24 protein-coding genes and 1 tRNA gene are annotated in these 25,981 nt (G+C 66.5%); 6 read left to right on the forward strand and 19 right to left on the reverse strand.

All coding sequences use genetic code 11. The annotated features are described in order from the left end of the window. Positions 1 to 14: 14 nt before the first annotated feature. Positions 15 to 326, reverse strand: a complete 312-nt coding sequence (locus DEH84_RS12995) for an ElaB/YgaM/YqjD family protein (RefSeq protein ID WP_109037233.1) — start codon at positions 324 to 326, stop codon at positions 15 to 17. A gap of 37 nt (positions 327 to 363) precedes the next feature. Further along, positions 364 to 813 carry a universal stress protein gene (locus tag DEH84_RS13000; RefSeq protein ID WP_109037234.1) on the reverse strand — a complete coding sequence of 150 codons (450 nt, stop codon included), beginning with the start codon at positions 811 to 813 and terminating at the stop codon, positions 364 to 366. A 249-nt stretch (positions 814 to 1,062) separates the two neighbouring features. Here DEH84_RS13000 and DEH84_RS13005 point away from each other — a divergent pair, with 249 nt between their 5' ends. Continuing rightward, positions 1,063 to 3,897: a valine--tRNA ligase gene (locus DEH84_RS13005; protein ID WP_109037235.1), complete on the forward strand. Its 2,835-nt coding sequence runs from the start codon at positions 1,063 to 1,065 to the stop codon at positions 3,895 to 3,897. A gap of 82 nt (positions 3,898 to 3,979) precedes the next feature. Here the strand turns inward: DEH84_RS13005 and DEH84_RS13010 are convergent, their stop codons facing one another. From DEH84_RS13010 to DEH84_RS13035, 6 genes are read right to left on the reverse strand one after another with little or no spacing between them, the layout of a single operon-like run. Beyond that, entirely contained in the window at positions 3,980 to 4,564 is a 585-nt protein-coding gene (locus tag DEH84_RS13010; RefSeq protein ID WP_109037236.1) for a shikimate kinase, read from the reverse strand. A 10-nt stretch (positions 4,565 to 4,574) separates the two neighbouring features. After that, a complete protein-coding gene (locus tag DEH84_RS13015) occupies positions 4,575 to 6,710 on the reverse strand; it encodes a type IV pilus secretin PilQ (RefSeq protein ID WP_245932584.1) in 2,136 nt (711 codons plus the stop codon). A gap of 23 nt (positions 6,711 to 6,733) precedes the next feature. Then, entirely contained in the window at positions 6,734 to 7,267 is a 534-nt protein-coding gene (locus tag DEH84_RS13020; protein ID WP_245932784.1) for a pilus assembly protein PilP, read from the reverse strand. Further along, on the reverse strand, positions 7,267 to 7,941 hold the full coding sequence (locus DEH84_RS13025) for a type IV pilus inner membrane component PilO (protein ID WP_109037237.1): 675 nt from the start codon (positions 7,939 to 7,941) through the stop codon (positions 7,267 to 7,269). Before DEH84_RS13025 ends, DEH84_RS13020 begins: the two co-directional genes overlap by 1 nt. 9 nt (positions 7,942 to 7,950) lie before the next feature. Further along, on the reverse strand, positions 7,951 to 8,637 hold the full coding sequence (locus DEH84_RS13030) for a PilN domain-containing protein (protein ID WP_109037238.1): 687 nt from the start codon (positions 8,635 to 8,637) through the stop codon (positions 7,951 to 7,953). Further along, entirely contained in the window at positions 8,634 to 9,713 is a 1,080-nt protein-coding gene (locus DEH84_RS13035; RefSeq protein ID WP_109038388.1) for a pilus assembly protein PilM, read from the reverse strand. The genes DEH84_RS13030 and DEH84_RS13035 overlap by 4 nt, the downstream gene beginning before the upstream one ends. A 240-nt stretch (positions 9,714 to 9,953) precedes the next feature. Here DEH84_RS13035 and DEH84_RS13040 point away from each other — a divergent pair, with 240 nt between their 5' ends. Then, on the forward strand, positions 9,954 to 12,359 hold the full coding sequence (locus DEH84_RS13040) for a penicillin-binding protein 1A (RefSeq protein ID WP_425428956.1): 2,406 nt from the start codon (positions 9,954 to 9,956) through the stop codon (positions 12,357 to 12,359). Between the two features lie 16 nt (positions 12,360 to 12,375). On the opposite strand, the gene cyaY is transcribed toward DEH84_RS13040, so the two are convergent. Continuing rightward, the gene (gene cyaY, locus DEH84_RS13045) at positions 12,376 to 12,738 is read right to left on the reverse strand and encodes an iron donor protein CyaY (protein ID WP_109037239.1); all 363 of its coding nucleotides are present in this window, start codon (positions 12,736 to 12,738) and stop codon (positions 12,376 to 12,378) included. Positions 12,739 to 12,762: 24 nt separating this feature from the next. On the opposite strand from cyaY, the gene lptM reads away from it, so the two are divergent. Together lptM and lysA are read left to right on the forward strand one after the other, a co-directional pair. Then, the gene (gene lptM / locus DEH84_RS19760; RefSeq protein WP_109037240.1) at positions 12,763 to 12,978 is read left to right on the forward strand and encodes an LPS translocon maturation chaperone LptM; all 216 of its coding nucleotides are present in this window, start codon (positions 12,763 to 12,765) and stop codon (positions 12,976 to 12,978) included. Then, on the forward strand, positions 12,975 to 14,246 hold the full coding sequence (gene lysA / locus DEH84_RS13055) for a diaminopimelate decarboxylase (RefSeq protein ID WP_109037241.1): 1,272 nt from the start codon (positions 12,975 to 12,977) through the stop codon (positions 14,244 to 14,246). The genes lptM and lysA overlap by 4 nt, the downstream gene beginning before the upstream one ends. Before the next feature lie 138 nt (positions 14,247 to 14,384). On the opposite strand, the gene DEH84_RS13060 is transcribed toward lysA, so the two are convergent. Both DEH84_RS13060 and DEH84_RS13065 read right to left on the reverse strand, forming a co-directional pair. Further along, complete coding sequence (locus DEH84_RS13060; RefSeq protein WP_109037242.1) at positions 14,385 to 15,704, reverse strand: porin; 1,320 nt, start codon at positions 15,702 to 15,704, stop codon at positions 14,385 to 14,387. Positions 15,705 to 15,978: 274 nt separating this feature from the next. Further along, positions 15,979 to 17,070 (reverse strand): porin, encoded by a 1,092-nt coding sequence (locus DEH84_RS13065; RefSeq protein WP_109037243.1) that lies wholly within the window; start codon positions 17,068 to 17,070, stop codon positions 15,979 to 15,981. A 311-nt stretch (positions 17,071 to 17,381) separates the two neighbouring features. On the opposite strand from DEH84_RS13065, the gene ruvB reads away from it, so the two are divergent. Beyond that, positions 17,382 to 18,497 carry a Holliday junction branch migration DNA helicase RuvB gene (ruvB, locus tag DEH84_RS13070; protein WP_109037244.1) on the forward strand — a complete coding sequence of 372 codons (1,116 nt, stop codon included), beginning with the start codon at positions 17,382 to 17,384 and terminating at the stop codon, positions 18,495 to 18,497. 34 nt (positions 18,498 to 18,531) lie between these two features. Here ruvB and DEH84_RS13075 read toward each other — a convergent pair whose 3' ends face one another. The 6 genes from DEH84_RS13075 to DEH84_RS13100 all read right to left on the reverse strand — a co-directional run bounded on the left by DEH84_RS13075 (position 18,532) and on the right by DEH84_RS13100 (position 23,099). Beyond that, complete coding sequence (locus tag DEH84_RS13075) at positions 18,532 to 18,777, reverse strand: sulfurtransferase TusA family protein (RefSeq protein ID WP_109037245.1); 246 nt, start codon at positions 18,775 to 18,777, stop codon at positions 18,532 to 18,534. Positions 18,778 to 18,809: 32 nt separating this feature from the next. After that, positions 18,810 to 19,712 (reverse strand): cysteine synthase CysM, encoded by a 903-nt coding sequence (gene cysM / locus DEH84_RS13080; RefSeq protein ID WP_109037246.1) that lies wholly within the window; start codon positions 19,710 to 19,712, stop codon positions 18,810 to 18,812. A gap of 46 nt (positions 19,713 to 19,758) precedes the next feature. Continuing rightward, positions 19,759 to 19,843 (reverse strand) — tRNA-Leu (locus DEH84_RS13085). A gap of 52 nt (positions 19,844 to 19,895) precedes the next feature. Then, complete coding sequence (locus DEH84_RS13090; protein ID WP_109037247.1) at positions 19,896 to 21,167, reverse strand: amidohydrolase family protein; 1,272 nt, start codon at positions 21,165 to 21,167, stop codon at positions 19,896 to 19,898. Positions 21,168 to 21,182: 15 nt separating this feature from the next. Beyond that, positions 21,183 to 21,824: a uracil phosphoribosyltransferase gene (upp, locus tag DEH84_RS13095; RefSeq protein ID WP_109037248.1), complete on the reverse strand. Its 642-nt coding sequence runs from the start codon at positions 21,822 to 21,824 to the stop codon at positions 21,183 to 21,185. A gap of 24 nt (positions 21,825 to 21,848) precedes the next feature. Continuing rightward, positions 21,849 to 23,099, reverse strand: a complete 1,251-nt coding sequence (locus DEH84_RS13100) for a DUF1688 family protein (RefSeq protein WP_109037249.1) — start codon at positions 23,097 to 23,099, stop codon at positions 21,849 to 21,851. Between the two features lie 214 nt (positions 23,100 to 23,313). On the opposite strand from DEH84_RS13100, the gene DEH84_RS13105 reads away from it, so the two are divergent. After that, entirely contained in the window at positions 23,314 to 23,934 is a 621-nt protein-coding gene (locus tag DEH84_RS13105; RefSeq protein ID WP_109037250.1) for a rhomboid family intramembrane serine protease, read from the forward strand. Here DEH84_RS13105 and DEH84_RS13110 read toward each other — a convergent pair. Continuing rightward, positions 23,883 to 24,851, reverse strand: coding sequence for a DMT family transporter (locus tag DEH84_RS13110; protein WP_109037251.1), 969 nt, complete (start codon positions 24,849 to 24,851; stop codon positions 23,883 to 23,885). The two genes, DEH84_RS13105 and DEH84_RS13110, sit on opposite strands and share 52 nt — an antisense overlap. An 80-nt stretch (positions 24,852 to 24,931) precedes the next feature. Further along, entirely contained in the window at positions 24,932 to 25,858 is a 927-nt protein-coding gene (locus tag DEH84_RS13115) for a DUF4394 domain-containing protein (protein ID WP_109038390.1), read from the reverse strand. Between the last annotated feature and the right edge of the window lie 123 nt (positions 25,859 to 25,981).

Consider the following 25,981-nt stretch of genomic DNA (forward strand, 5'->3'; position numbering starts at 1 on the left):
GACGCCTTTCATGCTCAACGGCGGCCGATCACCACGCCGAGCAGCAGGCCCACGCCCGCCGCCACGCCGATGGCCTTCCAGGGGTTCTCGTGCACATAGCCATCGGTCGCCTTCGCCGCGGCCTTGGCCTTGTCCACCACCGCAGCCTGGGCCTCGATCAGCCCGTCCTTCGCGTGCGACAGCGTCGCCTGCAGCCGGTCGCGCACATGCACCAACTCGTCGGCCCCCTCACCGGCAGTGGCCTTCAGCAAGGCCTCGGCATCGGCCAGCACCCGCTTCAGGTCGGCAACGAGGATGTCCTTCTGGGCCGCGCTCATGTCGTTCATGTTTCTGCTCCTTGTTTTGGGGTTGAAAGAAGAGGAATCAGCCGTGCAGCACCAGCAACGGCACCTGGCTGTGCGCCAGCACGCTCTTGGTCAGCGAGCCATGAATCAGTGCATCCAGGCCATGCCGGCCGTGAGTGGCCATCACGACGAGGTCGCAGCCCTGGCGCTTGGCGGTTTCGACGATCGCATCCTGCACGCTGTCGGTGATCACGAACTGGCCGTCAAAGGCCACGCCCGCGGCCTTGGCCTTGTCGGCGAAGGCCTGCAGCACCTCGCGGGCGTGGGCCTCGCAACGCTTTTCGTGCTCCTGGAAGGTGGCCACGTCGTAAGCCACCGCCGACTGCTCGACCACCAGCACCGGCAGCGGCGGTTCGGCTGTGAAACCGGTGATCGACGCACCCAGCATCTTGGCCAGACCGATGCTGTGATCGATTGCCTTGTTGGACAGCTCGCTGCCGTCGACCGGCACCAGAAGATGTTCGTACATGAGGGCCTCCTTGGCGTCAGGTGGCAGCCGGTGGGCTGCCTTGGTTCCATGCTAGGCCGACAAGACCCTGCTTGCCAAGTGCTTTACCGAGCAGACACACAGCGTCACCCGGCCAGACCTTGATCCACGGCAGCTTTCAAGCGAAGCCCTGTCGCGTGACGGGAACGCCGGCAGCCGACCTAAAATCGCGCTTTGCGCCGCGCACGCCGTTCGTGCGACGACCCACCGGGCCCCGCCCCGCACCACACAATGACCGAACTCGCCAAATCCTTCGAACCCGGCCCGATTGAAGCCCTCTACGGCCCCCAGTGGGAACAACGCGGCCTCTACAAGCCCACGCTCGACGAGTCCAGGCCCTCCTTCTGCATCCAGCTGCCGCCGCCCAACGTCACGGGCACGCTGCACATGGGCCACGCGTTCAACCAGACCATCATGGACTCGTTGACGCGCTACCACCGCATGCTGGGCCACAACACGCTGTGGATTCCGGGCACCGACCACGCCGGCATCGCCACGCAGATCGTGGTGGAGCGCCAGCTGCAGGACAAGGGCCAGACGCGCCATGACCTCGGCCGCAAGAACTTCGTGGCCCGCATCTGGGAGTGGAAGGAGCAGTCCGGCTCGACCATTACCCAGCAGATGCGCCGCATGGGCGACTCGGTCTCGTGGGAGCACGAGTACTTCACCATGGACGACAAGCTGTCCAAGGTCGTGGCCGACACCTTCGTGCGCCTCTATGAAGAAGGCCTGATCTACCGCGGCAAGCGCCTGGTGAGCTGGGACCCGATCCTCAAGTCCGCCGTGTCCGACCTCGAGGTCGAGAGCGAGGAAGAAGAAGGCTCGATGTGGCACATCCGCTACCCCGTCGAGGGCAGCGACGCGAGCCTGGTCGTGGCCACCACCCGGCCTGAAACCATGCTGGGCGACACCGCCGTCATGGTCCACCCCGAAGACGAGCGCTACACGCACCTGATCGGCAAGCAGGTGCGCCTGCCCATCACCGGTCGCCTGGTGCCTGTGATCGCCGACGAGCACGTCGACAAGGAGTTCGGCACCGGCGTCGTCAAGGTCACCCCGGCCCACGACACCAACGACTACCAAGTCGGCCTGCGCCACAAGCTGCCCATGCTGACCATCTTCGACCTGGAGGCCAAGGTCAGCGCGCACGAAGCCACCGACATCCCCGCCGAGTACGTGGGCCTGGACCGCTTCGTGGCCCGCAAGCAGCTGGTCGCCCGACTGGACGCCGACGGCCTGCTGGTCGAGGTCAAGAAGCACAAGCTGATGGTGCCGCGCTGCGCCCGCACCGGCCAGGTCATCGAGCCCATGCTGACCGACCAGTGGTTCGTCGCCATGACCAAGCCCGGCGCTGGCGGCAAGTCGATCGCCCAACAGGCCATCGAGGCAGTGGATTCGGGCGAAGTGAAGTTCGTGCCCGAGAACTGGGTCAACACCTACAACCAGTGGATGAAGAACATCCAGGACTGGTGCATCAGCCGCCAGCTGTGGTGGGGCCACCAGATCCCGGCCTGGTACGGCAGCAACGGCGAGGTCTTCGTGGCCCGCTCGGAAGACGACGCGCGCGCCAAGGCCACAGCCGCCGGCTACACCGGTGAGCTCACCCGCGACGAAGACGTGCTCGACACCTGGTACTCGTCGGCGCTGGTGCCGTTCTCGACGCTGGGCTGGCCCGAGCAGACCAAGGAGCAGGACCTCTTCCTGCCCTCCTCCGTGCTCGTCACCGGCTACGACATCATCTTCTTCTGGGTCGCCCGGATGATCATGATGACCAAGCACTTCACCGGCAAGGTCCCCTTCAAGCACGTCTACATCCACGGCCTGGTGCTCGACGCCCAGGGCAACAAGATGTCGAAGTCGGAAGGCAACGTGCTCGACCCGGTCGACCTGATCGATGGCATCGAGCTGGCTCCGCTGCTGGACAAGCGCACGAGCGGCCTGCGCAAGCCCGAAACCGCCCCCAGGGTCCGCAAGAACACGGAAAAAGAGTTCCCAGACGGCATTCCGGGTTACGGCGCCGACGCACTGCGCTTCACCTTCGCCGCGCTGGCCAGCCTGGGCCGCGCCATCAACTTCGACAGCAAGCGCTGCGAGGGCTACCGCAACTTCTGCAACAAGCTCTGGAACGCCACCCGCTTCGTGCTGATGAACTGCGAGGGCCACGACTGCGGTCTGGCAGCCCACGAGCCCGGCGTCTGCGCGGCCGGCGGCTACCTTGACTTCAGCCCCGCCGACAAGTGGATCGTCAGCGAGCTGCAGCGCGTGGAAGCCGCTGTGGCCCAGGGCTTTGCCGAGTTCCGCCTCGACAACGTGGCCAACGCGCTCTACCAGTTCGTGTGGGACGAGTACTGCGACTGGTACCTGGAAATCGCCAAGGTGCAGATCCAGACCGGCAACGAAGCCCAGCAGCGCGCCACCCGCCGCACCCTGATCCGCGTGCTGGAAACCGTGCTGCGCCTGCTGCACCCCATCACCCCCTTCATCACCGAAGCCCTGTGGCAGGTGGTGGCCCCGGTGGCAGGCCGCAAGCAGGCTGACAGCGACGCCAGCATCGTGGTGGCGCCCTACCCCGTGGCCGACCTGGGCCGCGTCGACCCGGCTGCCGACGCCTGGGTGGCACGACTGAAGGCCGTGGTCGGCAGTGTGCGTAACCTGCGCGGCGAGATGAAGCTCTCGCCCGCCGAGCGCGTGCCCCTGCTCACCACCGGCGATGCCGACTTCATCCGCCAGGCTGGTGCGATCCTGAAGGCGCTGGGCAAGCTGGGCGAGGTGCAGGTGCTGGACGAAGCCGCCTTCGTGGCCGCGACCACCATGGCCCCCGTGGCCGTGCAGGGCGAAGCCCGCCTGGCGCTGCACGTCGAGATCGACGTGGCCGCCGAGAAGGAGCGCCTGTCGAAAGAGATCACCCGCCTGCAGGGCGAGATCGCCAAGGCCGAGGCCAAGCTGGGCAACGAAGGCTTTGTGGCCCGCGCCCCGGCCGCCGTGGTCGAGCAGGAAAAGCAGCGTGTGGCCGATTTCAGCGCCGCGCTGGCGCGCGTGAAGGACCAGTTCCAGCGATTGGGCTGACGCGTGAGGGGGCCAGGCGGCCCTTCACCGCAAACGACAAGGGCGCACCGTGGTGCGCCCTTTTTCATGCCTCACTCGGCATTCAGGTCGGTGCAGCACTCGGCCCGCTCGCGTGGTCTCCGACGTGGTCCTCGCCGTGCGGCAGGCAGCCGGCCTGCTCCAGTTGCGACAGGATCAGCCCCACCAGCATCGACACCGACGGGCGGCCCGTGTCCACGCAGAAGTGGGCGGTCTGCTCGTACAGCGGATGCCGCTGGGCATGCAGATCCCGCAAGCGGGACAGCGGGTCGGCCACCTGCAGCAGCGGACGCTGCGTGTCATGACGCAGCCTGCGGAACAGTTCCTCCGGCGTCGAGCGCAGATAGACCACGGTGGTGCGATCGCGAAGGTGGGCCCGGTTGGGTGCCCGCAGTACCGCGCCGCCCCCGGTGGCCAGCACCAGCGGCTCGCCCGTGTGCGCCGTCAGTTCGTCGATGACCCGCTCTTCGAGGTCACGAAAGGCCGGCTCGCCGTGCTGCTCGAAGAACGCACGGATCGGCATGCCGAGCCGCTCTTCCAGCACATGGTCCGCATCGACGAAGCGTGCACCCAGGCGCCGCGCAAGCTGGCGCCCGACCGTGGTCTTGCCACCGCCGGGCAGGCCTACCAGAGAAACAACAGAAACCAAGCCGGTCAGATCAACGCAGGGCGGTCTTGTCCGAAACCACCTTCGGGGTCAGGAAGACGAGCAACTCCGACCGGGCACGGTTGCGGACGTTGTTCTTGAAGAAGAAACCGACCACCGGGATGTCGCCAAGCAGCGGCACCTTGTTTTCCGTTTCGTCTTCGGACTGCGTGAAGATACCACCGATGACCACGGTGCCGCCGTTCTCGACCAGCACCTGGGTCTCGACGTGCTTGGTGTTGATCGCAAAGCCCGCGGTGGTCACACGGCCCACGCTGTCCTTGTTGATGTCCACAGACATGATGATGCTGCCTTCCGGCGTGATCTGCGGCGTGACTTCCAGCTTCAGGTTGGCCTTGCGGAAGGTGACCGAGGTCGCCCCGCTCGACGTGGCCTGCTGATACGGCAGTTCCTCACCTGACTCGATGATGGCCTTGACCTGGTCGGCCGTGATCACCCGCGGGCTGGACACCACCTTGCCCTTGCCGTCGGCTTCCAGCGCCGAAATCTCGAGGTTCAGCGCGTGGTTGACGCTGGACGAGAACAGCGAGACCCCGATCGACGCGGCAGAAGCCCCAGTGGACAAGGCCTGGGCCGGCAGGTTCACGAAGTAGCTGTTCGCGACACTGGCCGCCGAACCGCTCAGGTTCTGGCCCGTTTCATTGACCACCCCCGAGTAGTTGCCCGACACACCGAGGTTCAGCTTGCCTGCCGACGCCACCGCCGTCTGGTTGGCCGTGCCCAGACGCGCACCCAGCGTGCGACCGAACGAATCGACCGCCTCGATGATGCGGGCCTCGATCAGCACCTGGCGCACCGGGATGTCGATCTTGGCAATCATCTGCTGCACTTCCTCCAGCTTGGAGGGGATGTCGCTGACGAAGAGCTGGTTGGTGCGGGTTTCGAAGATCACACTGCCGCGCGGCGACAGGATGCGCGACGCCGTGCTGCCACTGCTGCCCCCCGTGCTGGTGCCCAACAGGCCCCGCGCAATGACTTCGGCCTTCGTGTAGTTCAACTGGAAGGACTGCGTGCGCGTCGGCTCCAGCTGCGCAACCTGGGCCTTGGCCTCCAGATCCAGCTTTTCCTTGGCGTTGATCTCGTCCTTCGGCGCGATCCACAGCACGTTGCCCGACTTGCGCACGCCCAGGCCCTTGGCCTGCAGGATGATGTCGAGCGCCTGATCCCAGGGCACGTCCTTCAGGCGCAGGGTCACGTTGCCGGTGACGCTGTCGCTGGTCACCACGTTGAAGTTGGTGAAGTCGGCAATGACCTGCAGCAGCGAGCGCACTTCGATGTTCTGGAAGTTCAGCGACAGGCGCTCACCGGCGTAGCCCGGTCCCGGGGTCAGCTTGTTCGGGTCGGCCTTGCGCTGGCGCACCTCGAGCACGAACTGGTTGTCGGTCTGGTAGGCCGAGTGCTCCCAGTCGCCCTTGGGCTCGACCAGCAGACGCACGCGGTCGCCCGACTGGCTGGCCGACATCTGGCGCACCGGTGTGCCGAAGTCGGTCACATCGAAGCGGCGGCGCAGGCGCTCCGGCAGGTCGGTCTTCAGGAACTCGACCATCAGGCTCTGCCCCTGCTGCTTGATGTCGACGCCCACCTGGTTGTTCGGCAGTTCGACCACGACACGGCCGGCGCCATCCTGGCCACGGCGGAAGTCGATGTCCTTGAGTGCCAGCGGCGTGGCATTGCGGCTGTCGGCGAAGTGCACCGCATCGTCGGCCTTGGCCGCACGGGCCACCGGGGCCGATTCGGGCGTGCCGGCGGCGGCCGGATCCAGAACCAGCAACAGCGCATTGCCCTGCAGCTGCGCCTTGTAGGTGGCCGACTGGCGAAGATTCAGCACCACGCGGGTGCGCTCGCCGGCCTGGGCCACGTTCACCGAACGCAGGTTGCCCTGGTTGATCTCGACCTGGTTGCGGGCCAGCGAACTGGTCACGCCCGGCAGGTCGATCGCGATGCGCGGGGGTGTCTGCACGACGAAGCCGGCGGGCAACGCGGTCAGCGGTTCGCTGAGCTCGATGCGCACGACCTCGGCACCCGCCTGCTGGGCACTGCTGATGGCCTGAATGGCGGCGGCAGCCCAGGACAGCGGCGACACACATGCCAGCGAGAGGCCGGCCAACGCCATACGCCACGGTTTCATAGTCAGTTTCTCCAGCTTCAATGTCATCGCCCACTCTCCTGCAGTTGCAGCGTCGTGGGACGTTCAATCCATTCGCCCGCGGCGTCCTGGACGATCTCTCGCAGGGTGATCTCGGTTTCGGTGATCCGGGTGATCTTGCCGAAGTTCTGGCCGAGGTACTCGCCTGCCTTCACCTGGTACAGCAGGTTGTCGACCTTGAGCAGCGCGTAGGGCGTCCCGCGCTTGTTGACGCTGCCCACCATGGTCATGCTGTCGAGCGGGAAGGACTCGAGCGGCTCCTTGCGGCGGTTCAGCTCGGCCGCGACAGCCGAGTTCGGCTGGCGAGCCTCCTGGCGCAGCGCGCCGGTCAGCTTCTGCACACTGAAGGGCTCGACGCCGTCCATGCCACTGTAGGCCTGCGGGTTGAACTTCTGAGGCGGCGACAGCGGGGTGACGCTCGGCCGAACCTCATGGCGCTGCTGCTCCATCCAGGCGTTGAGCTCATCCTGCTCGGCACTGCACCCGGCCAGCAGGGCCACGCCCAGCAGCGCGGTCAGCCAACGTTGAGACTGCGGGATCACTTGGCTTTCCCCTTCTGCTTGTCGGCGCGCATGGCGTCCACTTCGGCCTGGTCCAGGTAGCGGTAGGTACGCGCCGTGGCTTCCATGGACAGCGCGGCGTTGGCGTCCTTCGACGCGCCCAGGATGACCAGGTTGTGCAGGGTCACGATCCGCGACAGGTTGGCGATGTCGGCCGTGAAGGCCCCGATGTCGTGATAGCGGCCGGACACCTTGATGGAGATCGGCAGCTCGGCGTAGTAGTCCTTCACCGAGACCTGACCCGGGCGGAACAGCTCGAACTCGAGGCCACGGCCCAGACCGGCCTGGTTGATGTCAGACAGCAGTGCGTCCATCTCGGCCTTGCCTGGCAGCTGCTTTTCCAGCTGCTTGACGTATTCCTCGACCTGCACGCGCTGCTTGCGCAACTCGCTGAGGTTCACGGCCTGCGCGACCTTGCTCCGGTACTCTTCCTTCAGTCGGGGCTCGGTGTCCACCTGGGCCTGGAGCTCCTCGCTCTGGCCCGACACCAGCGTGAACCAGCCGAACGCCAGCACGCCGAGCGTGGTGGCGGCAAACGTGGCCAGCTTGGGCAGCAAGGGCCACTGTCCGGGCTCGTTGGGGTTGAGCCCGCGGAACTGCTCTTGAGCCTGCTCGAACCAGGCGTTCAGATCGATGTTGATGTTCTTGGCCATGGCCTTGCCTCAGGATGACGCGGCGGCGGAGGCCGGCACGACAGGGGCCGACGCGGGTGCCGCCGGGGCCGATGCGCCCGGTGCAGGCGCAGAAGGCGCGGCGGTCGCCGAAGCGGCCGCGGCCGCCGCAGCGCTGACGTCCTGCGGACGCTTCAGGCTGACCCGCATGGAGAAGTCGAAGAGGCGCTTGTTGTCGCGGGCGTTGCTCGCCACCGCCTTGATTTCCTGCAGGTCGGCACGCTCCAGCCACTGCGAATTGGCATTGGTGTTGCGCAGGAACTCGGCCACACGTTCGTTGGTCTGGGCCTGCCCGTTGACCAGCACCGACTGGCCATCCTGACGGATGGCTGTCAGGTAGACCCCTTCGGGCGTCTGGCGCACCAGTTCATTGAGCAGGTAGACCGGCATGTTGCGGTCGGTCTGAAGGTCTTCCACGGCGCGCTGACGGGCCTTCAGGGCCTCGATCTCGCTCTTGAGCGACGAGACGTCCTTGATCTCTTCGTCCAGCTTGGTGATGGCCCCGCGCAGGAAGTCGTTGCGCTCCATCTGCGAGGCGGTCATCTGCTGCAGCACGACGTACCAGAGTGCGACCAGGACCGCGCCGGCCACGGCCGACAGCCCCAACCCGACGAAGAAGGCCTGCTTGCGAAGCCGGCGTTTTTCCTCGCGGTGAGGCAGGAGGTTGATGAGGATCATGCGAGGAACCTCCGCATCGCCAGGCCACAGGCCGTCAAGTAGGAAGGCGCCTCGCGGCGGAGCTTGCTTTCACGCACGGCCGAGCCGAGCTTCATGCCTTCGAAGGGGTTGATCACCATCGAGGCAAAGCCGGTGAGTTCGGTCACGCGGTCCTTGAGGCCGGGCAGCGTGGCGGTGCCACCGGCAAGCATCACGTAGTGCACCTTGTGGTGCGGCGTGCTGGTGAAGAAGTACTGCAAGGCGCGCCCGATCTCCTGCGAGAGGCTGTCCACAAAGGGGCCGAGGATGGTGGACTGGAAGTCCTCGGGCAGGTCGCCCGACAGCTTCTTGAGCTCGGCTTCCTCGAACGAGAAACCGTACTGCCGCGAGATGAGCTGGGTCAGCTGCGCGCCGCCAAAAGCCTGGTCGCGGTCGTACAGCAGTTCGTTGTCGCGCAGCACCTTCAGGCTGGTGTTCTCGGCACCGATCTCGAACAGCGCCACCAGCGCATCCTTGCCCTGCCCCGGCAGCGCTTCGATCAGACGCTGCACCGCCAGGCGAGACGCATACGACTCGATGTCGAGGATGGCAGGCTTCATGCCAGCAGCTTCGGCAAGACCCTGCCGGTCCTGCACGCGGTCCTTGCGTGAGGCCGCGATCATGACCTCGACGTCGCCCGCGGAGGACGGGCTCGGGCCGATGACGCAGAAATCGAGACTGACTTCGTCGAGCGAGAACGGGATGTACTGGTTGGCTTCCGCCTCTACCTGCATCTCCATTTCTTCCTCGCGCAGGCCGGCCGGCAGCATGATCTTCTTGGTGATCACGGCCGACTGCGGCATCGCCATCGCGACGTGCTTGGTGCGCGTGCCGCTCTTGGTCACGACCTTGCGCACGGCTTCCGCCACCTCATCGAATTTCTCGATCTGGCCGTCGGCAATCCAGCCCTTCTCGAAGGGTTCTGAAGCAAACCGTTCCAATACGTAATCGCCAGATGCAGACTGGCTCAATTCGACCAGCTTCACGCTCGATGAACTGATGTCCAGTCCGATCATCGGCGGGTGCTTGCGGCCCAAGAGCGTGTCAAGAAAGCTCACACGATCCCCCATGCGTCGGGGCCCGACGCTGGAAAGTTAATAAACCAGATCAATGCTAGCAGCAAAGAAAATGGGGTTGCGCTGAGAGAAAGCAGGAGAATCCCCCGTCCCGTTGCGAGTTGCACACGCCTTACAAGCCGTTGCAAACATCCGCAATCTGATGCTTCTTGTCGAATCAGGGTGGTGTAACGGCGCGGATGCAACTGGTTTCTATAATCCGCGCACCTTCCACGGTCAGAGATGATGAGCGACACGCAGCAGCCTTCCAGCCCCCCTTCTCCCAGCGGCGCCCCCCCGCGTGGTGGCCGCCCCTGGTGGGCCACGTGGCTGCTGCGGCCCCTTGCGGCCCTGTTCGGGCTGGCCCTGGCCGGCGTGCTCTCCGTGCTGCTGCTGGCCGCACTCGGCCTGGCAGTCGCCTATCCCAACCTCCCCGAGGTGCGCGGCCTTGCAGATTACCGGCCCAAGATCCCACTGCGCGTCTATTCGTCGGACGGCGTGCTGATTGGCGAATACGGCGAGGAAAAACGTGAATTCACCCCGATCCGGGCCATCCCGAAGGTGATGCGCGACGCCGTGCTGGCCATCGAAGACGCCCGTTTCTACCAGCACGGGGGGGTCGACTACGTCGGTGTGCTGCGTGCCGGACTGGCGAACTTCAGCGAGTCGCGCAGCCAGGGTGCATCGACCATCACGATGCAGGTCGCGCGCAATTTCTATCTGCCCACCGAAAAAACGTTCACCCGCAAGATCTACGAGATCCTGCTCGCGATCAAGATCGAGCGGCAGTTGAGCAAGGACCAGATCCTCGAGCTCTACATGAACCAGATCTATCTGGGGCAGCGGGCTTATGGTTTCGCCGCGGCCTGCGACACCTACTTCGGCAAGCCCCTGCGCGAGATCACGATTGCCGAGGCGGCCATGCTGGCCGGCCTGCCCAAGGCCCCGTCGGCCTACAACCCGGTGCGCAACCCGAAGCGCGCGACGCTGCGCCAGCAGTACATCATCGACCGCATGCTGGAGAACGGCTTCATCACCGCCGACGAGCGCGATGTCGCCAAGGCAGAAGCGCTGCGCTACCGGACGAAGGCCCCGATCCCGCTGCACGCGGATTACGCGGCCGAAGCCGCTCGCCTGCTGATGATCGAGCAATACGGCGCCGAGGCCTACACCCGCGGCCTGAACGTCTACACGTCGATCGACATGGCAGAGCAGACCGCCGCCTGGACGGCCCTGCGCAAGGGCCTGCTGGACTTCGACCGGCGCCAGGCGTGGCGCGGGCCACAGGGCTCCATCGAGCTGCCGAGCGACCCGAAGCAGGTGGACGTGCGCGTGGCCGAGGCCCTGGAAGACCACCCGGACAGCGACACGAACCGCGCCGCCGTGGTGCTGCAGGCCGAACCCCGTCAGATCGTGGCCGTGCTGCAGAGCGGCGAACAGCTGGTGATCGGCCCAGAGGGTCTGAAGGCCGTGGGTCAGGCCCTGACCGACAAGGCGAGCCCCAAGCATCAAATCCGTCGCGGCGCCATCATCCGGGTCAACCGCAACGGCGAAGGCAAATGGTTCGTGCAACAGCTGCCCGACGTCGAAGGCGCCTTTGTGTCGATGGACCCCCGCACGGGCCTCATCCGGGCCATGGTGGGCGGCTTCGATTTCCGCCGCAACAAGTTCAACCACGTCACCCAGGCGTGGCGGCAGCCGGGTTCGAGCTTCAAGCCCTTCATCTATTCGGCCGCCCTTGAAAAGGGGTTCACCCCTGCCACAACGGTCAATGACGCCCCGCTGTTCTTCGACACCGGCGTGACCGGCAGCCAGCCGTGGGAGCCCAAGAACTACGACGGCAAGTACGAAGGCCCGATGTCGCTGCGCCGCGGGCTTGCAAAGTCCAAGAACATGATTTCGATCCGCGTGCTGAAGTCGGTCGGTGCGCGCTACGCCCAGGACTGGATCACGCGCTTCGGTTTCGACGCCGAGAAGCACCCGGCCTACCTGACGATGGCGCTGGGCGCCGGCTCGGTGACGCCGCTGCAGATGGCGAACGCCTATGCGGTCTTTGCCAACGGGGGCTACCGCGTGAACCCCATGCTGGTGACGCGCGTGACCGACAACCGCGGCATGGTGCTCGCTCAGAATCGCCCCACGCCGCTGGACGAACGCATGCGCAGCATCGACGCCCGCAACGCGTTCATCATGAGCAGCCTGCTGCAGGAGGTGACCCGCTCGGGCACGGCCGCGCGCGCACAGGCCACCCTCAAGCGCCCCGACCTGTACGGCAAGACCGGCACGACCAACGACTCGATGGACGCCTGGTTTGCGGGCTACAGCAGCACCAATGTGGCGGTGGTGTGGATCGGCTACGACCAGCCGCGCAAGCTGGGTGACCGCGAGACCGGCGGCGGGCTGGCGCTGCCCGTGTGGATCGAATTCATGGGCACGGCGCTGCGCGACGTCCCCGTGACCGAGCCCGTGGTGCCGCCCGGCGTGGTGCAGATCGGCGGCGAGTGGTTCTACGAGGAATACACCGCCGGCACGGGGGTGCGCGAGCTGGCGCCGGACGGCAGTGAGAGCCCAGCCAGCGCGCCGCCGCCCACCTCGGCCGAGGAGAAGCGCGGCATTCTCGACATGTTCGGCGGCGACAAGCAGCCCTGAGCTGCCTCGCCTGCCGTCAGAACTGCAGGCCGGGGCAATTGCCCTGTTCGCTGGCGCAACTGGAAAGCAGGCTGAAGAATTCCTCGCCCGTGCGCGTGTCCAGCCACCGGCCCGTGGCAAGGTCGTGGCGGAAATGGAAGCCGCCGCGCCGGGCCGCGAGCCACAGCTCGTGCAACGGCGGCTGCGCATTGACGATGAGCTGACTGCGGTTCGGCAGCGACAACGTGATCATGCTGCCCGTGCGCGCCGAGTCGATGTCGATCACGTCGTCCTCCAGCCAGCGGTCCACGGTGGTTTCGATGCGCGCGAGCGCGACCCGGATCGCCTCGTCGTACTGGGCGTCGGTGAGCCCGGAGGTCGTATCGAGGGAGGTGCTCATGGCAGGGATCCTTAGAATGTCGGAATGAGTCGCAAGTTCGAAATTCTAGGCAGCCCGGAACCGCAAGGGCACCGCACCGACCGATCTCCACTGAAAACGTGGGGCCGGCGCCGCGCCGTTGTGGCGTGCGCGCTGCTTGGCGTCCTCGCGGGCCTGTCGGCCTGCGGCCAGAAAGGCTCGCTCTACCTGCCCGACCGAGACGGCAGCGAACCGCCACCCCCAACCCTCCCCAGAAAATGACCCTTCCCGGCTCCCCCTTCCTGGCCTACCGCGGCAATGACCTTCACCTGGAAGGCGTTTCGCTGAAGGCCCTTGCTCAGACGCACGGCACGCCGCTGTACGTGTACTCGCGCCAGGCCATGCTCGCGGCGCTCGCGCCCTATCAGAAGGCGCTGCAGGGCCGTCCTCACCTCGTCTGCTACGCGGTGAAGGCCAACTCGAACCTCGCCGTGCTGCAAACCTTTGCCGAGGCCGGCTGCGGCTTCGACATCGTGTCGGGCGGCGAGCTGGCCCGCGTGCTGGCCGCCGGCGGCGATCCGGCCAAGGTCGTCTTCTCGGGCGTGGGCAAGACGCGCGCCGAGATGAAGCAGGTCCTGGAGGCCGGCGTGCGCTGCTTCAACGTGGAGAGCACCGCTGAACTGGAGGTGCTTTCGCAAGTGGCCTCGGGCCTGGGGCGCACGGCACAAGTCAGCCTGCGCGTGAATCCGGATGTGGATGCCGGCACGCACCCCTATATCTCGACCGGACTGAAAGGCAACAAGTTCGGCGTGGCGCACGAACTGGCTCTGGCCACCTACCGCCGCGCAGCCAGCCTGCCTGGCATCGCGGTGACGGGGATCGACTGCCACATCGGCTCGCAGATCACCGAGGTGTCGCCTTACCTTGACGCCCTGGATCGCGTGCTGGACCTGGTCGAAGCCATCGAGGCGGCCGGCGTGCCGATCCACCATCTGGACCTGGGCGGTGGCCTGGGCATCACCTACACCGACGAGACGCCACCCGGCGCCGACGTGCTGATCGGCCAGCTGCTGGCCCGCATTGACGCGCGTGGCCATGGCCACCGCGAGCTGCTGTTCGAGCCGGGTCGCTCGCTGGTCGGGAACGCCGGGGTGCTGCTCACCGAGGTGATGTACCTCAAGCCGGGCGAGCACAAGAACTTCTGCGTGGTGGACGCGGCGATGAACGACCTGGCGCGCCCGGCGCTGTACGAAGCGTGGATGGCCATCGTGAACACGCAGGTTCGCGAAGGCGACGCGCCGGTGTGGGACGTGGTGGGGCCGGTGTGCGAATCGGGTGACTGGCTGGGGCGCGACCGCGCGCTGGCCGTGCAGCCGGGCGACGTGCTGGCTGTGCTGTCGGCCGGAGCGTATGGCATGACCATGGCCAGCAACTACAACACGCGCGGGCGGGCCGCCGAATTGATGGTGGACGGCGAGCAGGTGTGGGTGGTGCGCGAGCGCGAGGCCGTGAACGACCTGTTCCGCCTGGAACGCCGACTGCCGCGTTGAGCACACGGGCCGCATGGCCAGCATGACAAAGGGGCGCCACAGGCGCCCCTTTTGCTTGTTGTTGTCGGGTCTGAACGGGAAGACCGCCCCGAAGGGCGGCTCCGTTTCTTCTTTTTATTGTCTCCTCGTCACCGAAGATCAGAAGCTGTGGCGGATGCCGGCGCCCACGTAGCGGGCGGTGCCGCCGGGGTTGATGCCCGCGCCAGCGAAGACCGGGGTCTCGCGGAAGCCGAAGGTAGTGGCAATGACGTTCGGACCGCCAGCGATCGTGCCGATCGCTCCTGCGAAACCTGCGTCAGCGCGCTGGCCTTCATCGTCACGGATCTGGACAGCACGGGCGAACAGCGAGGTCCGCTTCGACAGGGCGTATTCGGCGCCCAGCATCAGCCCGGTGTCCTTGCCCTTCGTGAAGTTGGCGAACTTGATCTGCGAGGCCTGCGCCGAGAAGGTCCACTTGTCCATCGGGATACGGGTGCCGACGGCAAAGAAGCGCAGACGCATGTGGTCGTCGCTCGTGGTGAAGTCATACCGACCTTGACCAAACGCACCGTCGATCATGATGCCGTTCTCGAACGTGTACTTCGCACCAAGGTTGGCCGCGTCGTAACGCTCCAGCTTGTAGGTGGAAGCAACCAGAGCACCGCCGCTGAATACACCGAACGATGCACCGCCAAACTGGTTACGGTGCAGACCCAAGGTAACGTTGAAATTGGGGCTGAAAGCGTAGTTACCGAAGGCGCCGAGCGCACGCCCAGTGTTCGTCGCGGACTCGGCACCAGCGCTAGCCGCACCCAAGATGCCACCCACCGTTGAAGTTACCTGGGCGCCACGAGCCGCAGAAACCACGCCCAGCGAGCCAGCATTCGGGGAGTACGCGACTGAGCCCGTGAAGCCACCGGCCTGCACCCAGTAGCTCACCTGGTTATCCCAACGAACCTGAAGGTTATTCGTGGCACCGCCCTCAATGAACAAGTCGGTCGCGCCGAAACGCTCGCCCGTCACGAATGCGGTCGAATAGAAGATCGGGGCGTACTGACGGCCGAGACGAATCTCGCCGTAGGGTGTGGTCAGGCCAACGTAGCTCTGACGGCCGAAGATTCGACCATCTTGGCTCAGGCCGCCGGTGTCGTGGCTCAATTGCCCTTCCAGGACGAACGAGGCTTTGAAACCACCGCCCATGTCTTCCGTGCCGCGGAAACCGAAAGAGGTCTGCGAGGTTGCACTTGGCGAAACACGAGACACAGTCGAGTCAGTGCCTTGGGTGGCTGCTGCAGCAGACTGACCATTCAAAACAGGCAAGGTGCCATTCAGCAGCGGGACACCAGCGGTCTTGTGAACGTTGTCGAAGCTGACGTCGGCGTTGCCGTAGAGGGTCAGGCTCGACTGGGCAAACGCTGCACCAGCGCCGAAGGTGGCCAGGGCCAGCGTGACAGCGCTGGTGAGGACGGATTTCTGCATTTGTTTCTCCTTGGTACCCCCTCAGCAGAGGGACGAAGAAATTGTTGCGGAACGGTCGTTTGCCGCCTCTTGAGGTTTACGCGATGTGTCGCGAAATGACTACACCCGATGGGGGAGGTTTGACCTGCTGGGTTAAGTCGTTGAGGTGAAAGGCGAATGCATGCGGCGATGGAAAGCGCCAGCGCCCGCTATGGGAAGGGCTGAATTCACGCCCTGCGCACGGTCATGAAAAAAGGGCCCGAAGGCCCTTTTTGGAATGTCCGATTAACTTGAATCAGAACTTGTGGGCCACGCCCACAGCCAGACCACGGGCGGTGTTGCCAGCGGTGTTGGCGTAGCTGGCTACACCCAGGCTCGACGCGTCGCCGTTGTTCACGTTGGTGAACAGGCCGTAGACCGAGGTGCGCTTCGACAGGGCGTACACACCCTTCAAAGCGACGATGGTGGCGTTATCAGCATCGCCGGCAACGGTAGGTGCGCCATTAGCGTCAGCGCTAGTGTTCTTGGCCTTGGCCACCGAAGCCTGGACAGCGAATTGCTGGCTCACCGGCACGTCAACACGAATGCCATACACGCGGCGGATTTCAGCGGCGTCAGTGGTCTTGTCCATGTTGTAGTAACCGGTCAGCTTTGCCACGGCAAAGTCATAACCCGCGTACACCAGCGCCGCGGAGTCCTTCACCGAACCGGCAGCGTTTGCCTTGCCGTTGACGTAGCCCAGACCTGCGACGAGACCGTTGGCAGCGTACTGAGCATTCAGGCCCCAGGTCTTGCCGATATCGCCACCCGTTTCACCGCCGCCGCTACCGGCGATTGTGTTCGTCGTGCCGTCAGCTTGCGTGCTGTATTGCACCTGAGCGCTCAGGCCCGGCAACAGGGTGGGCAGGACATAGGTGATGGCATTGTCCAGGCGACGATACTTGTTCGAGGCAAACGTATTAACGATGCGCAGATCGTCGTAGCCTTGAGCGCCCAGCAGCGAGGTGTTACCAGCGATCATGCCGATCGAGGAATCCTGACGGCCCAGACGCAGTTCGCCGAAGCCACCAGACAGACCCAGCCATGCGGCGCGGTCAAAGAAGCGACCGTTGCTGCCGCTCACACCGGTGTCCGACTTCACGCCGGTTTCCAGAACGAAGTTGCCCTTCAGGCCACCACCCAGGTCTTCCGTGCCACGGAAGCCCAGGCGCGACGTCGCCAGGTTGTCCGACGACACACGGGTCACGGTGTTGGAGCCTGCGGCGGCAGTGCCGCCCTTGACGCTTTCCAGCGAGGCATCGACCACGCCGTACAGGGTGACGGACGATTGAGCGAAGGAAGCAGAGGATGCGGCGATGGCAGCCAGAGCCAGCAGAGTCTTTTTCATGGACTTCTCCAGTTAGTTTCGAACGCTTCAGACGGTTGCGATGGGGACCACAACGGATTCACCGTGTGAAAACTTGCCGACGCGAAAACGGGCAGGTCCGTCTGAAACTGAGATGCATTGCAGCAGACTTCTTCCGGCAAGGTGATGACACGGTTGTCATAAACGGGTCTCTCGGCCGGGCCACGTTGCCCGCCCGCAACAATAATGTCCGAACAACTCATCATTCGACCTTGAGGCGGGGGCGGCGTCACGCCGGAAGAATGGCGGCACCAAGGCCGCCATCCGAAGCGAGATCGGCCGATAATCACTGTATGAGTATCCAGACCGACGACTTCAGTCCGGCCCCCGCCCGCAAGGCTCGCACCGCGGGTGGGGCCTCGCCCTTCCTGGAAGAGCTGGGAGGCGCAGACCGTGTGGTGGGCGCTTCCGTGGCGTCCAGCAACGAGGATGCGCTGGAACGGGCGCTGCGCCCGAAGGATCTGGACGAGTATGTGGGACAGGCGAAGGCGCGCGAGCAGCTGGAGATCTTCATCGGTGCGGCGCGCAAGCGTCAGGAGGCGCTCGACCACGTGCTGCTGTTCGGCCCGCCGGGGCTGGGCAAGACGACGCTGAGCCACATCATCGCGACCGAGCTGGGCGTGAACCTGCGCCAGACCTCGGGCCCGGTGCTGGAAAAGCCGAAGGACCTGGCGGCCATCCTGACCAACCTCGAGCGACACGATGTGCTGTTCATCGACGAAATCCACCGCCTGAGCCCCGTGGTCGAGGAAATCCTCTACCCCGCGCTGGAGGACTACCAGATCGACATCATGATCGGTGAAGGGCCGGCGGCGCGCTCGATCAAGCTGGATCTGCAGCCGTTCACGCTGGTGGGCGCCACCACGCGGGCCGGCATGCTGACCAACCCCTTGCGGGATCGCTTCGGCATCGTCGCGCGGCTGGAGTTCTATTCGGCCGAGGAACTGGGCCGCATCGTGACGCGCTCGGCCCGGCTGCTGGGCGCGCCGATCGACGAAGAAGGCGCGATGGAGGTGGCGCGACGTTCACGGGGCACCCCCCGGATCGCGAACCGCCTGCTGCGGCGCGTGCGCGACTATGCCGAGGTCAAGGGCGACGGGCGCATCACCCGGCCCATGGCCGACAAGGCCCTGGCCATGCTGGACGTGGACCCGGTGGGCTTTGACGTGATGGACCGCAAGCTGCTGGAGGCCATCATCCACCGCTTCGATGGCGGGCCGGTGGGGCTGGACAACGTGGCGGCGGCCATTGGCGAGGCACGCGACACGATCGAAGACGTGATCGAGCCGTATCTGATTCAGCAAGGCTACCTGCAGCGTACGCCGCGCGGCCGCGTGGCCACGGCAACGGCGTTCCGGCATCTGGGGCTGCAGCCGCCACAGGCTGGCGACCTGCTGGACGGGATCTGACTGGGCGCGGCCCGCCGAGGGCCGCCTCGACAATTCAGCGGCGACGCAGCAGGTGGACGAATTCCTCGCGGCCCTCGGCCTCGTCGGCCTGCTGGTCGATCAGTTCGTTGCCTGTCTGGCGGGCAAAGGCCTGGAAGTCGCGCACGGAACCGGGGTCGGTGGCGAGCACCTTGAGGACTTCGCCGCTGTGCATGTCGGACAGCGCCTTCTTGGCCTTGAGGATGGGCAGCGGACACGTCAGGCCGCGGGCGTCGAGTTCTTTGGCGATGGTGATGGACATGGCTGGTGCCTTTTCAGGGGGAGCGCCGGTCGTCAGGCCGGGAAGACGCCGGTGGAGAGGTAGCGGTCGCCGCGATCACACACGATGAAGACGATGGTGGCGTTGCTCAGATTCTGCGCCAGTTGCAGCGCCGCCCAGCAGGCCCCGGCTGCCGAAATGCCGCAGAACAGCCCTTCCTCGCGTGCGAGGCGGCGGGCCATGTCTTCGGCATCGGCCTGGCTCACGTAGATGAGCTCGTCGACCCGGCTGGGTTCGTAAATCTTGGGCAGGTAGGCTTCGGGCCACTTGCGGATGCCGGGGATGCGCGAGCCTTCCTGCGGCTGGGCACCGACGATCCGAACCTCGCGGTTCTGCTCTTTCAGGAAGCGCGACGTGCCGGTGATGGTGCCTGTGGTGCCCATGGCGCTCACGAAGTGGGTGATGCGGCCCTGGGTGTCGGCCCAGATCTCGGGGCCCGTGGTGTCGTAGTGCACCGCGGGGTTGTCGGGGTTGGCGAACTGGTCGAGCACCACGCCCTTGCCTTCGCGCACCATCTGGTCGGCGAGGTCGCGGGCGTATTCCATGCCGCCGCTCTTGGGCGTGAGGATGAGCTCGGCGCCGAAGGCCTTCATGGTCTGCGCGCGCTCGATGGAGAGGTCCTCCGGCATGATGAGGATCATGCGGTAGCCGCGGATCGCGGCCGCCATGGCGAGCGCGATGCCGGTGTTGCCCGAGGTGGCCTCGATCAGCGTGTCACCGGGCTTGATGTGGCCGCGCTCTTCGGCACGGCGGATCATGTTGATGGCGGGGCGGTCCTTGACGGAGCCGGCCGGGTTGTTGCCCTCGAGCTTGGCGAGGATCACGTTGCCGCGGGCGTCGTTGTCAGCGCCGGGCACCCGTTGCAGGCGGACGAGCGGGGTCTTGCCGATGGCGTCTTCGAGGGTCGGGTAGTGCATGCCCGCTATTGTGGCAGGCTGCCGAAGCCCTCACGGGCGGCCCGACTGGTGCCCCGGGCCGGACTCGAACCGGCACTCCTTGCGGAACCGGATTTTGAATCCGGCGCGTCTACCAATTTCACCACCAGGGCACGGGGGAAAGTCCAAAAGGATAGCACAGGGGTGCCGCGCCCTGGCGTCGTCTCAAGGCTGGAACGACACACTGGCCGGCCTGCCAGGCAGGTGAAGGGCGGCCGTGGCCGGTGGCGTTTGCGCCACCAGCTGGCCGGCGCGCCACACCATCAGGCGGGTGGCGCGCAGGCGGATCGCCTCGACGGGGTCGCGCGCCTGCAACAGCACCAGGTCGGCGCGGCAGCCGGGGGCGATGCCGTAGCCGTCCAGGCCGAGGATGGCGGCCGGGGTGTGCGTGACGGCATCGAAGCACTGGCGCATGGCCGTCTGGCTGGTCATCTGCGCCACATGCAGCCCCATGTGCGCGACCTCGAGCATGTCGCCGCTGCCCAGGCCGTACCACGGGTCCATCACGCAGTCGTGCCCGAAGGCCACCGGGATGCCGGCGGCGAGCAGTTCGGGCACGCGGGTCATGCCGCGGCGCTTGGGATAGGTGTCGTGGCGGCCCTGCAGCGTGATGTTGATGAGCGGGTTGGCGATGGCGGCCACACCGGCCTCCCGCATCAGGGGCAGCAGTTTGCTGACGTAGTAGTTGTCCATGCTGTGCATGGAGGTGAGGTGCGAGCCGGCCACCCGGCCCTGCAACCCGAGGCGCTGGGTGTGGAAGGCCAGTGTCTCGATGTGGCGCGACAGGGGGTCGTCGGTCTCGTCGCAATGCAGGTCGACGCGCAGGCCGCGCTCGGCGGCCAGTTCGCACAGCAGGCGCACGGATTCGGCGCCCTGCTCGGCCGTGCGCTCGAAGTGCGGAATCCCGCCCACCACGTCGACACCCATGTCGAGCGCGCGGCGCAGGGTATCGAACGCGCCGGGGCCGCGCAGCACGCCGTCCTGCGGGAAGGCCACCAGCTGCAGATCCAGATAAGGCTTCACGCATTCGCGCACGTGCAGCAGCGCTTCGACCGCGAGCAGACGCGGATCGCACACATCGACGTGCGACCGGATGGCAAGCAGCCCGCGGGCCACGGCCCAGTCGCAGTACGCCAGCGCCCGATCGACCAGCGCCTGCTGCGTGAGCAACGGCTTGAGTTCGCCCCACAGCGCGATGCCTTCCAGCAGGGTGCCGGACGCGTTGACGCGGGGCTTACCGTAGCTCAGCGTCGAGTCCATGTGGAAGTGGGCGTCGACAAAGGGCGGCGTCAGCAGCTGGCCCTGGGCGTCGACCTCGTTGGCGGCCTGCGCGGCCAGAGCGGGCTGCACTGCGATGATGCGGCCGTTCTGGATGGCGACGTCCTGGTCGGTGCGCCCGTCAGGCAGCGTGCAGTGGCGGATGAGGAGGTCGAGCACCGTGGGGCCCTTTCGTCAGACCGTGCCGAAGATGCGGTCGCCGGCGTCGCCGAGGCCGGGCACGATGTAGCCGTGGTCGTTGAGGTGGCTGTCGAGCGCTGCCATGACGATGGGCACGTCGGGGTGGTGCTCGAGCATGTTGCGCACGCCTTCGGGCGCGCCCAGCAGGCACAGCAGCTTGATGCTGCCGCAGCCCAGGGCCTTGAGGCGGTCGATGGCCGCCACGGCGGAATTGCCGGTGGCGAGCATGGGGTCGACCACGATGATCTGGCGCTCGGCAATGTCGGACGGCGCCTTGAAGTAGTACTCGACGGGCTGCAGGGTCTGCGGATCGCGGTACAGGCCGAGGTGGGCCACGCGGGCCAGCGGCAGCACCGACAGCGCCCCATCCAGCAGGCCATTGCCGGCGCGCAGGATGGACACGAGGCACAGCTTCTTGCCGCTGATGATGGGCGACTGCATCTCGCAGATCGGCGTGCGGATGGTCTGCAGTTCGGTGGGCAGGTCGCGCGTGGCCTCGTAGACCAGCATCTGGCTGACCTCGCGCAGCAGGTTGCGGAAGGAATCGGTGTTGGTCTCTTCGGCACGCAGCCAGGTCAGCTTGTGCTGAACGAGCGGGTGGTCGACGAGCGTGAGGTTGGGAAAGTCGATGGTCATGGTGGGCAAAGCATCGGATGTCGATCAGAACACGGTGCCATCGCTGTCGATGTGCACGGGGGGCGGGCCACCGGGGCGCTTGGCCCTGGCGATGCGACGGCCTGCGGCCCGGCTGCCCCCTTCCAGCACGCGCGACAGCGGCAGCTGCTCGGGTGTGAGCCGCAACTCGCCCCGCACCGCCTCGGCCAGATGATCCATGATCACCACGGTCAGTGCACGCCATTCCACGATGGGCTCGGCATCGGCACGCCAGCGCGTGGTGTGGAAGGCACGGTCGCGCGCCTGCAGCAGCCCCAGGTCGAGCAGCAGCCCGCCGTTGCGGCAGTCGGGCAAGGCCGTCAGTTCATCGAGCCCCACCACGGTGAGGCCGACCTCTTCCAGCGGCTCGACGAGCGCATAGGTCATCCACTGGCTCAACTGGTGCAGCGGCACCCAGCCATCCGGGGCATCGGGGTGGGGCCAGCAATCGCCGAGCGGGGCGCCGTCCAGCGCGGGTCGCTCCGGCCAGATGCCGCCCAGTGTGGTGAGCAGCAGGCGCAACAGGGCTTCGGCCGGCACGCGCCCGGTGGGGTACAGCCGGATGAGCGTGTCGACCAGATGGCCGGGCCGCAGGCCGGACGCCCCTGGGTGGCCAAAGACATCGGGGCGGCTGCGCAGCGCGAGCGCAAGCTGACGCAACAGATTGGCCCGCCCTTCCAGCCCGGGCAACACGTTGTGCTCGTTCACCTGGAAGGCCAGCGCCAGATCGGCGGTCGGCAGGCGCTCCAGCCCGACGGCATCGGCGCGACACGGATGATGGGGGTCGCTGGACAGCGCGCCGCCAGCCCACCAGTGCAGACTGGCCACGCCCAGCCCTTCGGCCCCGGCCAGTTGCTGCCCCGTCGACAGGTCGGCATAGGCCCACGCCGCGCCCGCACTGGCATCCAGCAGCACGCTCGTGACGGCGAGATCGACACGGGCCCGAGCCCGCTCCAGTTGCATCGTGGGGCGATCCAGGCCGTGGCGCGCAGCGACCTGGGCCCAACGGTCCACGTTGCCCGCCTCGAAATGGCGCCAGCGGCTGTGGGGGGGCACCCGAAGATCGGGATGCCGCTCGCGGATGACCTGCGTGACGTAGGCCGACACCAGCGCCATGCGCTCGGGATGCCAGGTGAAATGCCGGGCGAGACCGGCCTGGGCCTGCGCCATCAGCGCCTGGCAGTGCACGCGCACGGCCTGCGCGGACAGGAGGCGGTCGGCCAGCCCTGTCGGGGCGACACTTCGGCGGGCGCTCATGAGCGGAACCCAGGGTGCGGTGACATGGTCTGCGGCCTCCTCTGCAAGAAGGGGCCCGGCAAACGGCCCCTTCCCTGCCTTAGCCAGTTGCGTGCCAAGGTGCCACGGTACCGACGCCTCCCCGCTCCCGGCCAGGGATCCGGGGCAGAGGCGCGATGCGAGCGGGCAGCCGGCCCTATGATGTCGGCTCACCGACTGAGGAAACCACCCGCGCATGCCTCCGATGCCCCCGATCACCCAGGCCCTGCTCCTCGTGAATGTGGCCGTGTTCTGTCTGGACCTCGCTCTGGGCGGGATGTTGTCGCAGTTCATGGCCCTGTGGCCGGTGCAAGGGCCGTTCTTCTACCCCTGGCAGGTGGTGACCTATGCCTTCCTGCACGGCTCGTTCAGCCACCTGTTCTTCAACATGCTGGGCATCTGGATGTTCGGCTCGGAGCTGGAGCGCATCTGGGGTGGCCGACGCTACATGGAGTTCTTTGGTGCCAGCGTGCTGACCGCCGCGGCCACACAGCTGGTGATGTCGCTGCTGGGCGGCTGGCACAACCCGACGGTCGGTGCCTCGGGCGGGCTCTTCGGGCTGCTGCTGGCATTCGGCATGATGTTCCCGAACCGGACGATCATGCCGCTGTTCCCGCCGATTCCGATGAAGGCCAAGGTGTTCGTGGCGCTGTATGGCGGCCTGGAACTCTTCCTCGGCGTGACGGGCACCGCCTCCGGTGTGGCGCACTTCGCGCACCTGGGCGGCATGTTGGGTGGCTGGCTGATGCTGCGCTACTGGCGCGGTCAGCCGCCCTTCGGGTCCAACGGGCGGGGCGGCTCGCGTCGCCGTTTCTGAATCCCGGAAGACACCGCGATGCCGGCCACGATGAGCAGCAGCGCCACGGGGTGATACCAGCGCGGATGCTCACCCAGGAGCAATGCGGCCCACACCGCGGCAAAGATGGGGGTGAGGTTGCTGAAGAAGGCGGCCATCGTGGGGCCTACGGTCTGCACGCCCAGGCCCCAGCAGCGGTACGCCACGATCGACGGCCCCACGGCGATGAACAGCATGCCGAGCCACGGCAGCAAGCCAGTGGGAATCAGGCCCGGGCCCTCGCCCGCTGACAGCACCGCTTCGACCCCGGAGCACGCCACGGCCCAGACGCTGCCGAACACCACCTGCACGAACAGAAAGGTCGCCCAGTCCCACGCGGGGCGACGCTCGCCCACCATGTGGGCCGGCGGATGGGCCAGCAGCCAGCTGTAGATGGCCCAGGCGAGGCTGGCCAGCAGCATCAGCATGTCGCCCGGCACGAGACGCAACCCGCTCAGCACGGCCAGATCGCCGTGCGCCATGACGAGCATGACGCCCAGCACCGAGAGCGCCGCGCCCACGAGTTGGCGCGCGTGGAGCGCCTGCCCGAAGCCGAAGCGCCCCACGAGCATCATCCACACCGGCACGCTCGATCCGATGAGGGTGACGTTGAGTGGTGAGGAGGTCTGCAGCGCCAGGTATTGCAGCGCGTTGTAGGTGCCGACACCCAATGTGCCGATCACGGCCAGATGGCGCCAGCGTGCACGGACGTCGCCCCACTGCAACCCGGAGCGTCGCACCAGCGGCCACAGCATGGCTGCCACCAGCAGCCACCGCAGCGCATTCATGGCCACGGGGGGCATGCTCCCCACCATCATCCGCCCGACCACGGCATTGCCGGCCCACATCATGGGCGGCAGGAGCAGATAGACGAGGGTGCGGGATGACAGCAGGGACACGGTGCGGGGGTGTGATCAGCGACAGCCCCGCATTAGAACAGGCTGACCAAGGCGCCGCGCAGTCGCTGGCCTCAGCCCGGTCAGGCCCGCTGGCGGCGGCGTGCGTGCAGGCCGGCCACGCCCAGGAGGCCAACCGCAGCCAGCGCGATGCTGGAAGGCTCGGGAACCGGCGCAGCAGTCAGGCCCACGATCGGGGCCTGCAGCACGACCCCGCCGATGCCGAAAGCGCCCAGGGACGTGGCCTGACCGGTGGTCAGGTCGATGCGGTAGAGACCGCTGTAGCCGTCCTCGCCGGTCAGCGACGCAAAGGCCGCGCCGGTGTACGAGATGTCGAACGCGGACACCTGGATGCTGTCCACACCGAGGTCGCCGACCCACGTTGCGGCGCCCGTTGCAGGCACGATGGTGTAGAGGCCGTCGCCCTTGGTGTCGATGCCATACAGCGTGGTGCCCGTCATCGGGTTGCGGTCGTTGTTGGCGTAGGCGACCGACACGACGGTGGGCTGGGGCTTCACGCCGGTGATGCGGCCGTTTTCCACGACGGTCCCCGCGGCGCTGCCGTTGACATTGATCGCCAGGTTCTGACCCGAGTTCGAGATCACGCGCAGCGACGGGTTGACCTGCCCCAGGTCGGGCACCGGATTGAAATCGACGCCGAAGTTGTCACCCGCCAGCGGGGCACCCAGTGAGGCGACAAACGACGCCTCACCGCTGCCGGCATCCACGGTGTACAGGTTGCCGTCCTTGCTGAGCGTGTAGAGCAGGCCGGTGGCCGGGCGCGCATCCAGACCGAGCAGGCGTTCGTTGACCCGCTTCAGGCCGGTGATCTGCACCGCGGTGCCATTCATCGGACTGGCGCTGTCGAAGGTGATGAGCTGGTTCGTGTTGCTCAGGCCGTAAAGCGTCTCGGCCCGGGCCGTACCGTGCGCGCACAAGGTGGCTGCAGCGGCCAGGGTCAGGGCGCTCAGGCGGCGGAAGGTCGCAGGAAGGCGGTTGCTTGTCGTCATGTCGGGTCCTCGCAGTGTGGATGTCGACCGCCGGCCCCATGCCGACGGCGGCCGTGCCGAACGCCTCCGAGGAGGTCGCCGACACGCCTTCTCCACTACGAGGGGCCCCGCGGGATGGATTCA

It is taken from the genome of Aquabacterium olei, from assembly GCF_003100395.1.
GTDB lineage: Bacteria > Pseudomonadota > Gammaproteobacteria > Burkholderiales > Burkholderiaceae_C > Aquabacterium > Aquabacterium olei.

Bases quoted from the DNA above. Each gene is read 5' to 3' on its own strand.
- DEH84_RS13005 (WP_109037235.1), top strand. From the start codon at position 1,063: ATGACCGAACTCGCCAAATCCTTCGAACCCGGCCCGATTGAAGCCCTC.
- DEH84_RS13015 (WP_245932584.1), bottom strand. From the start codon at position 6,710: ATGAAACCGTGGCGTATGGCGTTGGCCGGCCTCTCGCTGGCATGTGTG.
- DEH84_RS13060 (WP_109037242.1), bottom strand. From the start codon at position 15,704: ATGCAGAAATCCGTCCTCACCAGCGCTGTCACGCTGGCCCTGGCCACC.
- DEH84_RS13000 (WP_109037234.1), bottom strand. From the start codon at position 813: ATGTACGAACATCTTCTGGTGCCGGTCGACGGCAGCGAGCTGTCCAAC.
- lptM (WP_109037240.1), top strand. From the start codon at position 12,763: ATGAGTCGCAAGTTCGAAATTCTAGGCAGCCCGGAACCGCAAGGGCAC.
- cysM (WP_109037246.1), bottom strand. From the start codon at position 19,712: ATGCACTACCCGACCCTCGAAGACGCCATCGGCAAGACCCCGCTCGTC.
- DEH84_RS13030 (WP_109037238.1), bottom strand. From the start codon at position 8,637: ATGATCCTCATCAACCTCCTGCCTCACCGCGAGGAAAAACGCCGGCTT.
- DEH84_RS13040 (WP_425428956.1), top strand. From the start codon at position 9,954: ATGATGAGCGACACGCAGCAGCCTTCCAGCCCCCCTTCTCCCAGCGGC.
- DEH84_RS13075 (WP_109037245.1), bottom strand. From the start codon at position 18,777: ATGTCCATCACCATCGCCAAAGAACTCGACGCCCGCGGCCTGACGTGT.
- DEH84_RS12995 (WP_109037233.1), bottom strand. From the start codon at position 326: ATGAACGACATGAGCGCGGCCCAGAAGGACATCCTCGTTGCCGACCTG.
- DEH84_RS13105 (WP_109037250.1), top strand. From the start codon at position 23,314: ATGCCTCCGATGCCCCCGATCACCCAGGCCCTGCTCCTCGTGAATGTG.
- lysA (WP_109037241.1), top strand. From the start codon at position 12,975: ATGACCCTTCCCGGCTCCCCCTTCCTGGCCTACCGCGGCAATGACCTT.
- DEH84_RS13025 (WP_109037237.1), bottom strand. From the start codon at position 7,941: ATGGCCAAGAACATCAACATCGATCTGAACGCCTGGTTCGAGCAGGCT.
- cyaY (WP_109037239.1), bottom strand. From the start codon at position 12,738: ATGAGCACCTCCCTCGATACGACCTCCGGGCTCACCGACGCCCAGTAC.
- upp (WP_109037248.1), bottom strand. From the start codon at position 21,824: ATGACCATCGACTTTCCCAACCTCACGCTCGTCGACCACCCGCTCGTT.
- DEH84_RS13100 (WP_109037249.1), bottom strand. From the start codon at position 23,099: ATGAGCGCCCGCCGAAGTGTCGCCCCGACAGGGCTGGCCGACCGCCTC.
- DEH84_RS13065 (WP_109037243.1), bottom strand. From the start codon at position 17,070: ATGAAAAAGACTCTGCTGGCTCTGGCTGCCATCGCCGCATCCTCTGCT.
- ruvB (WP_109037244.1), top strand. From the start codon at position 17,382: ATGAGTATCCAGACCGACGACTTCAGTCCGGCCCCCGCCCGCAAGGCT.
- DEH84_RS13115 (WP_109038390.1), bottom strand. From the start codon at position 25,858: ATGACGACAAGCAACCGCCTTCCTGCGACCTTCCGCCGCCTGAGCGCC.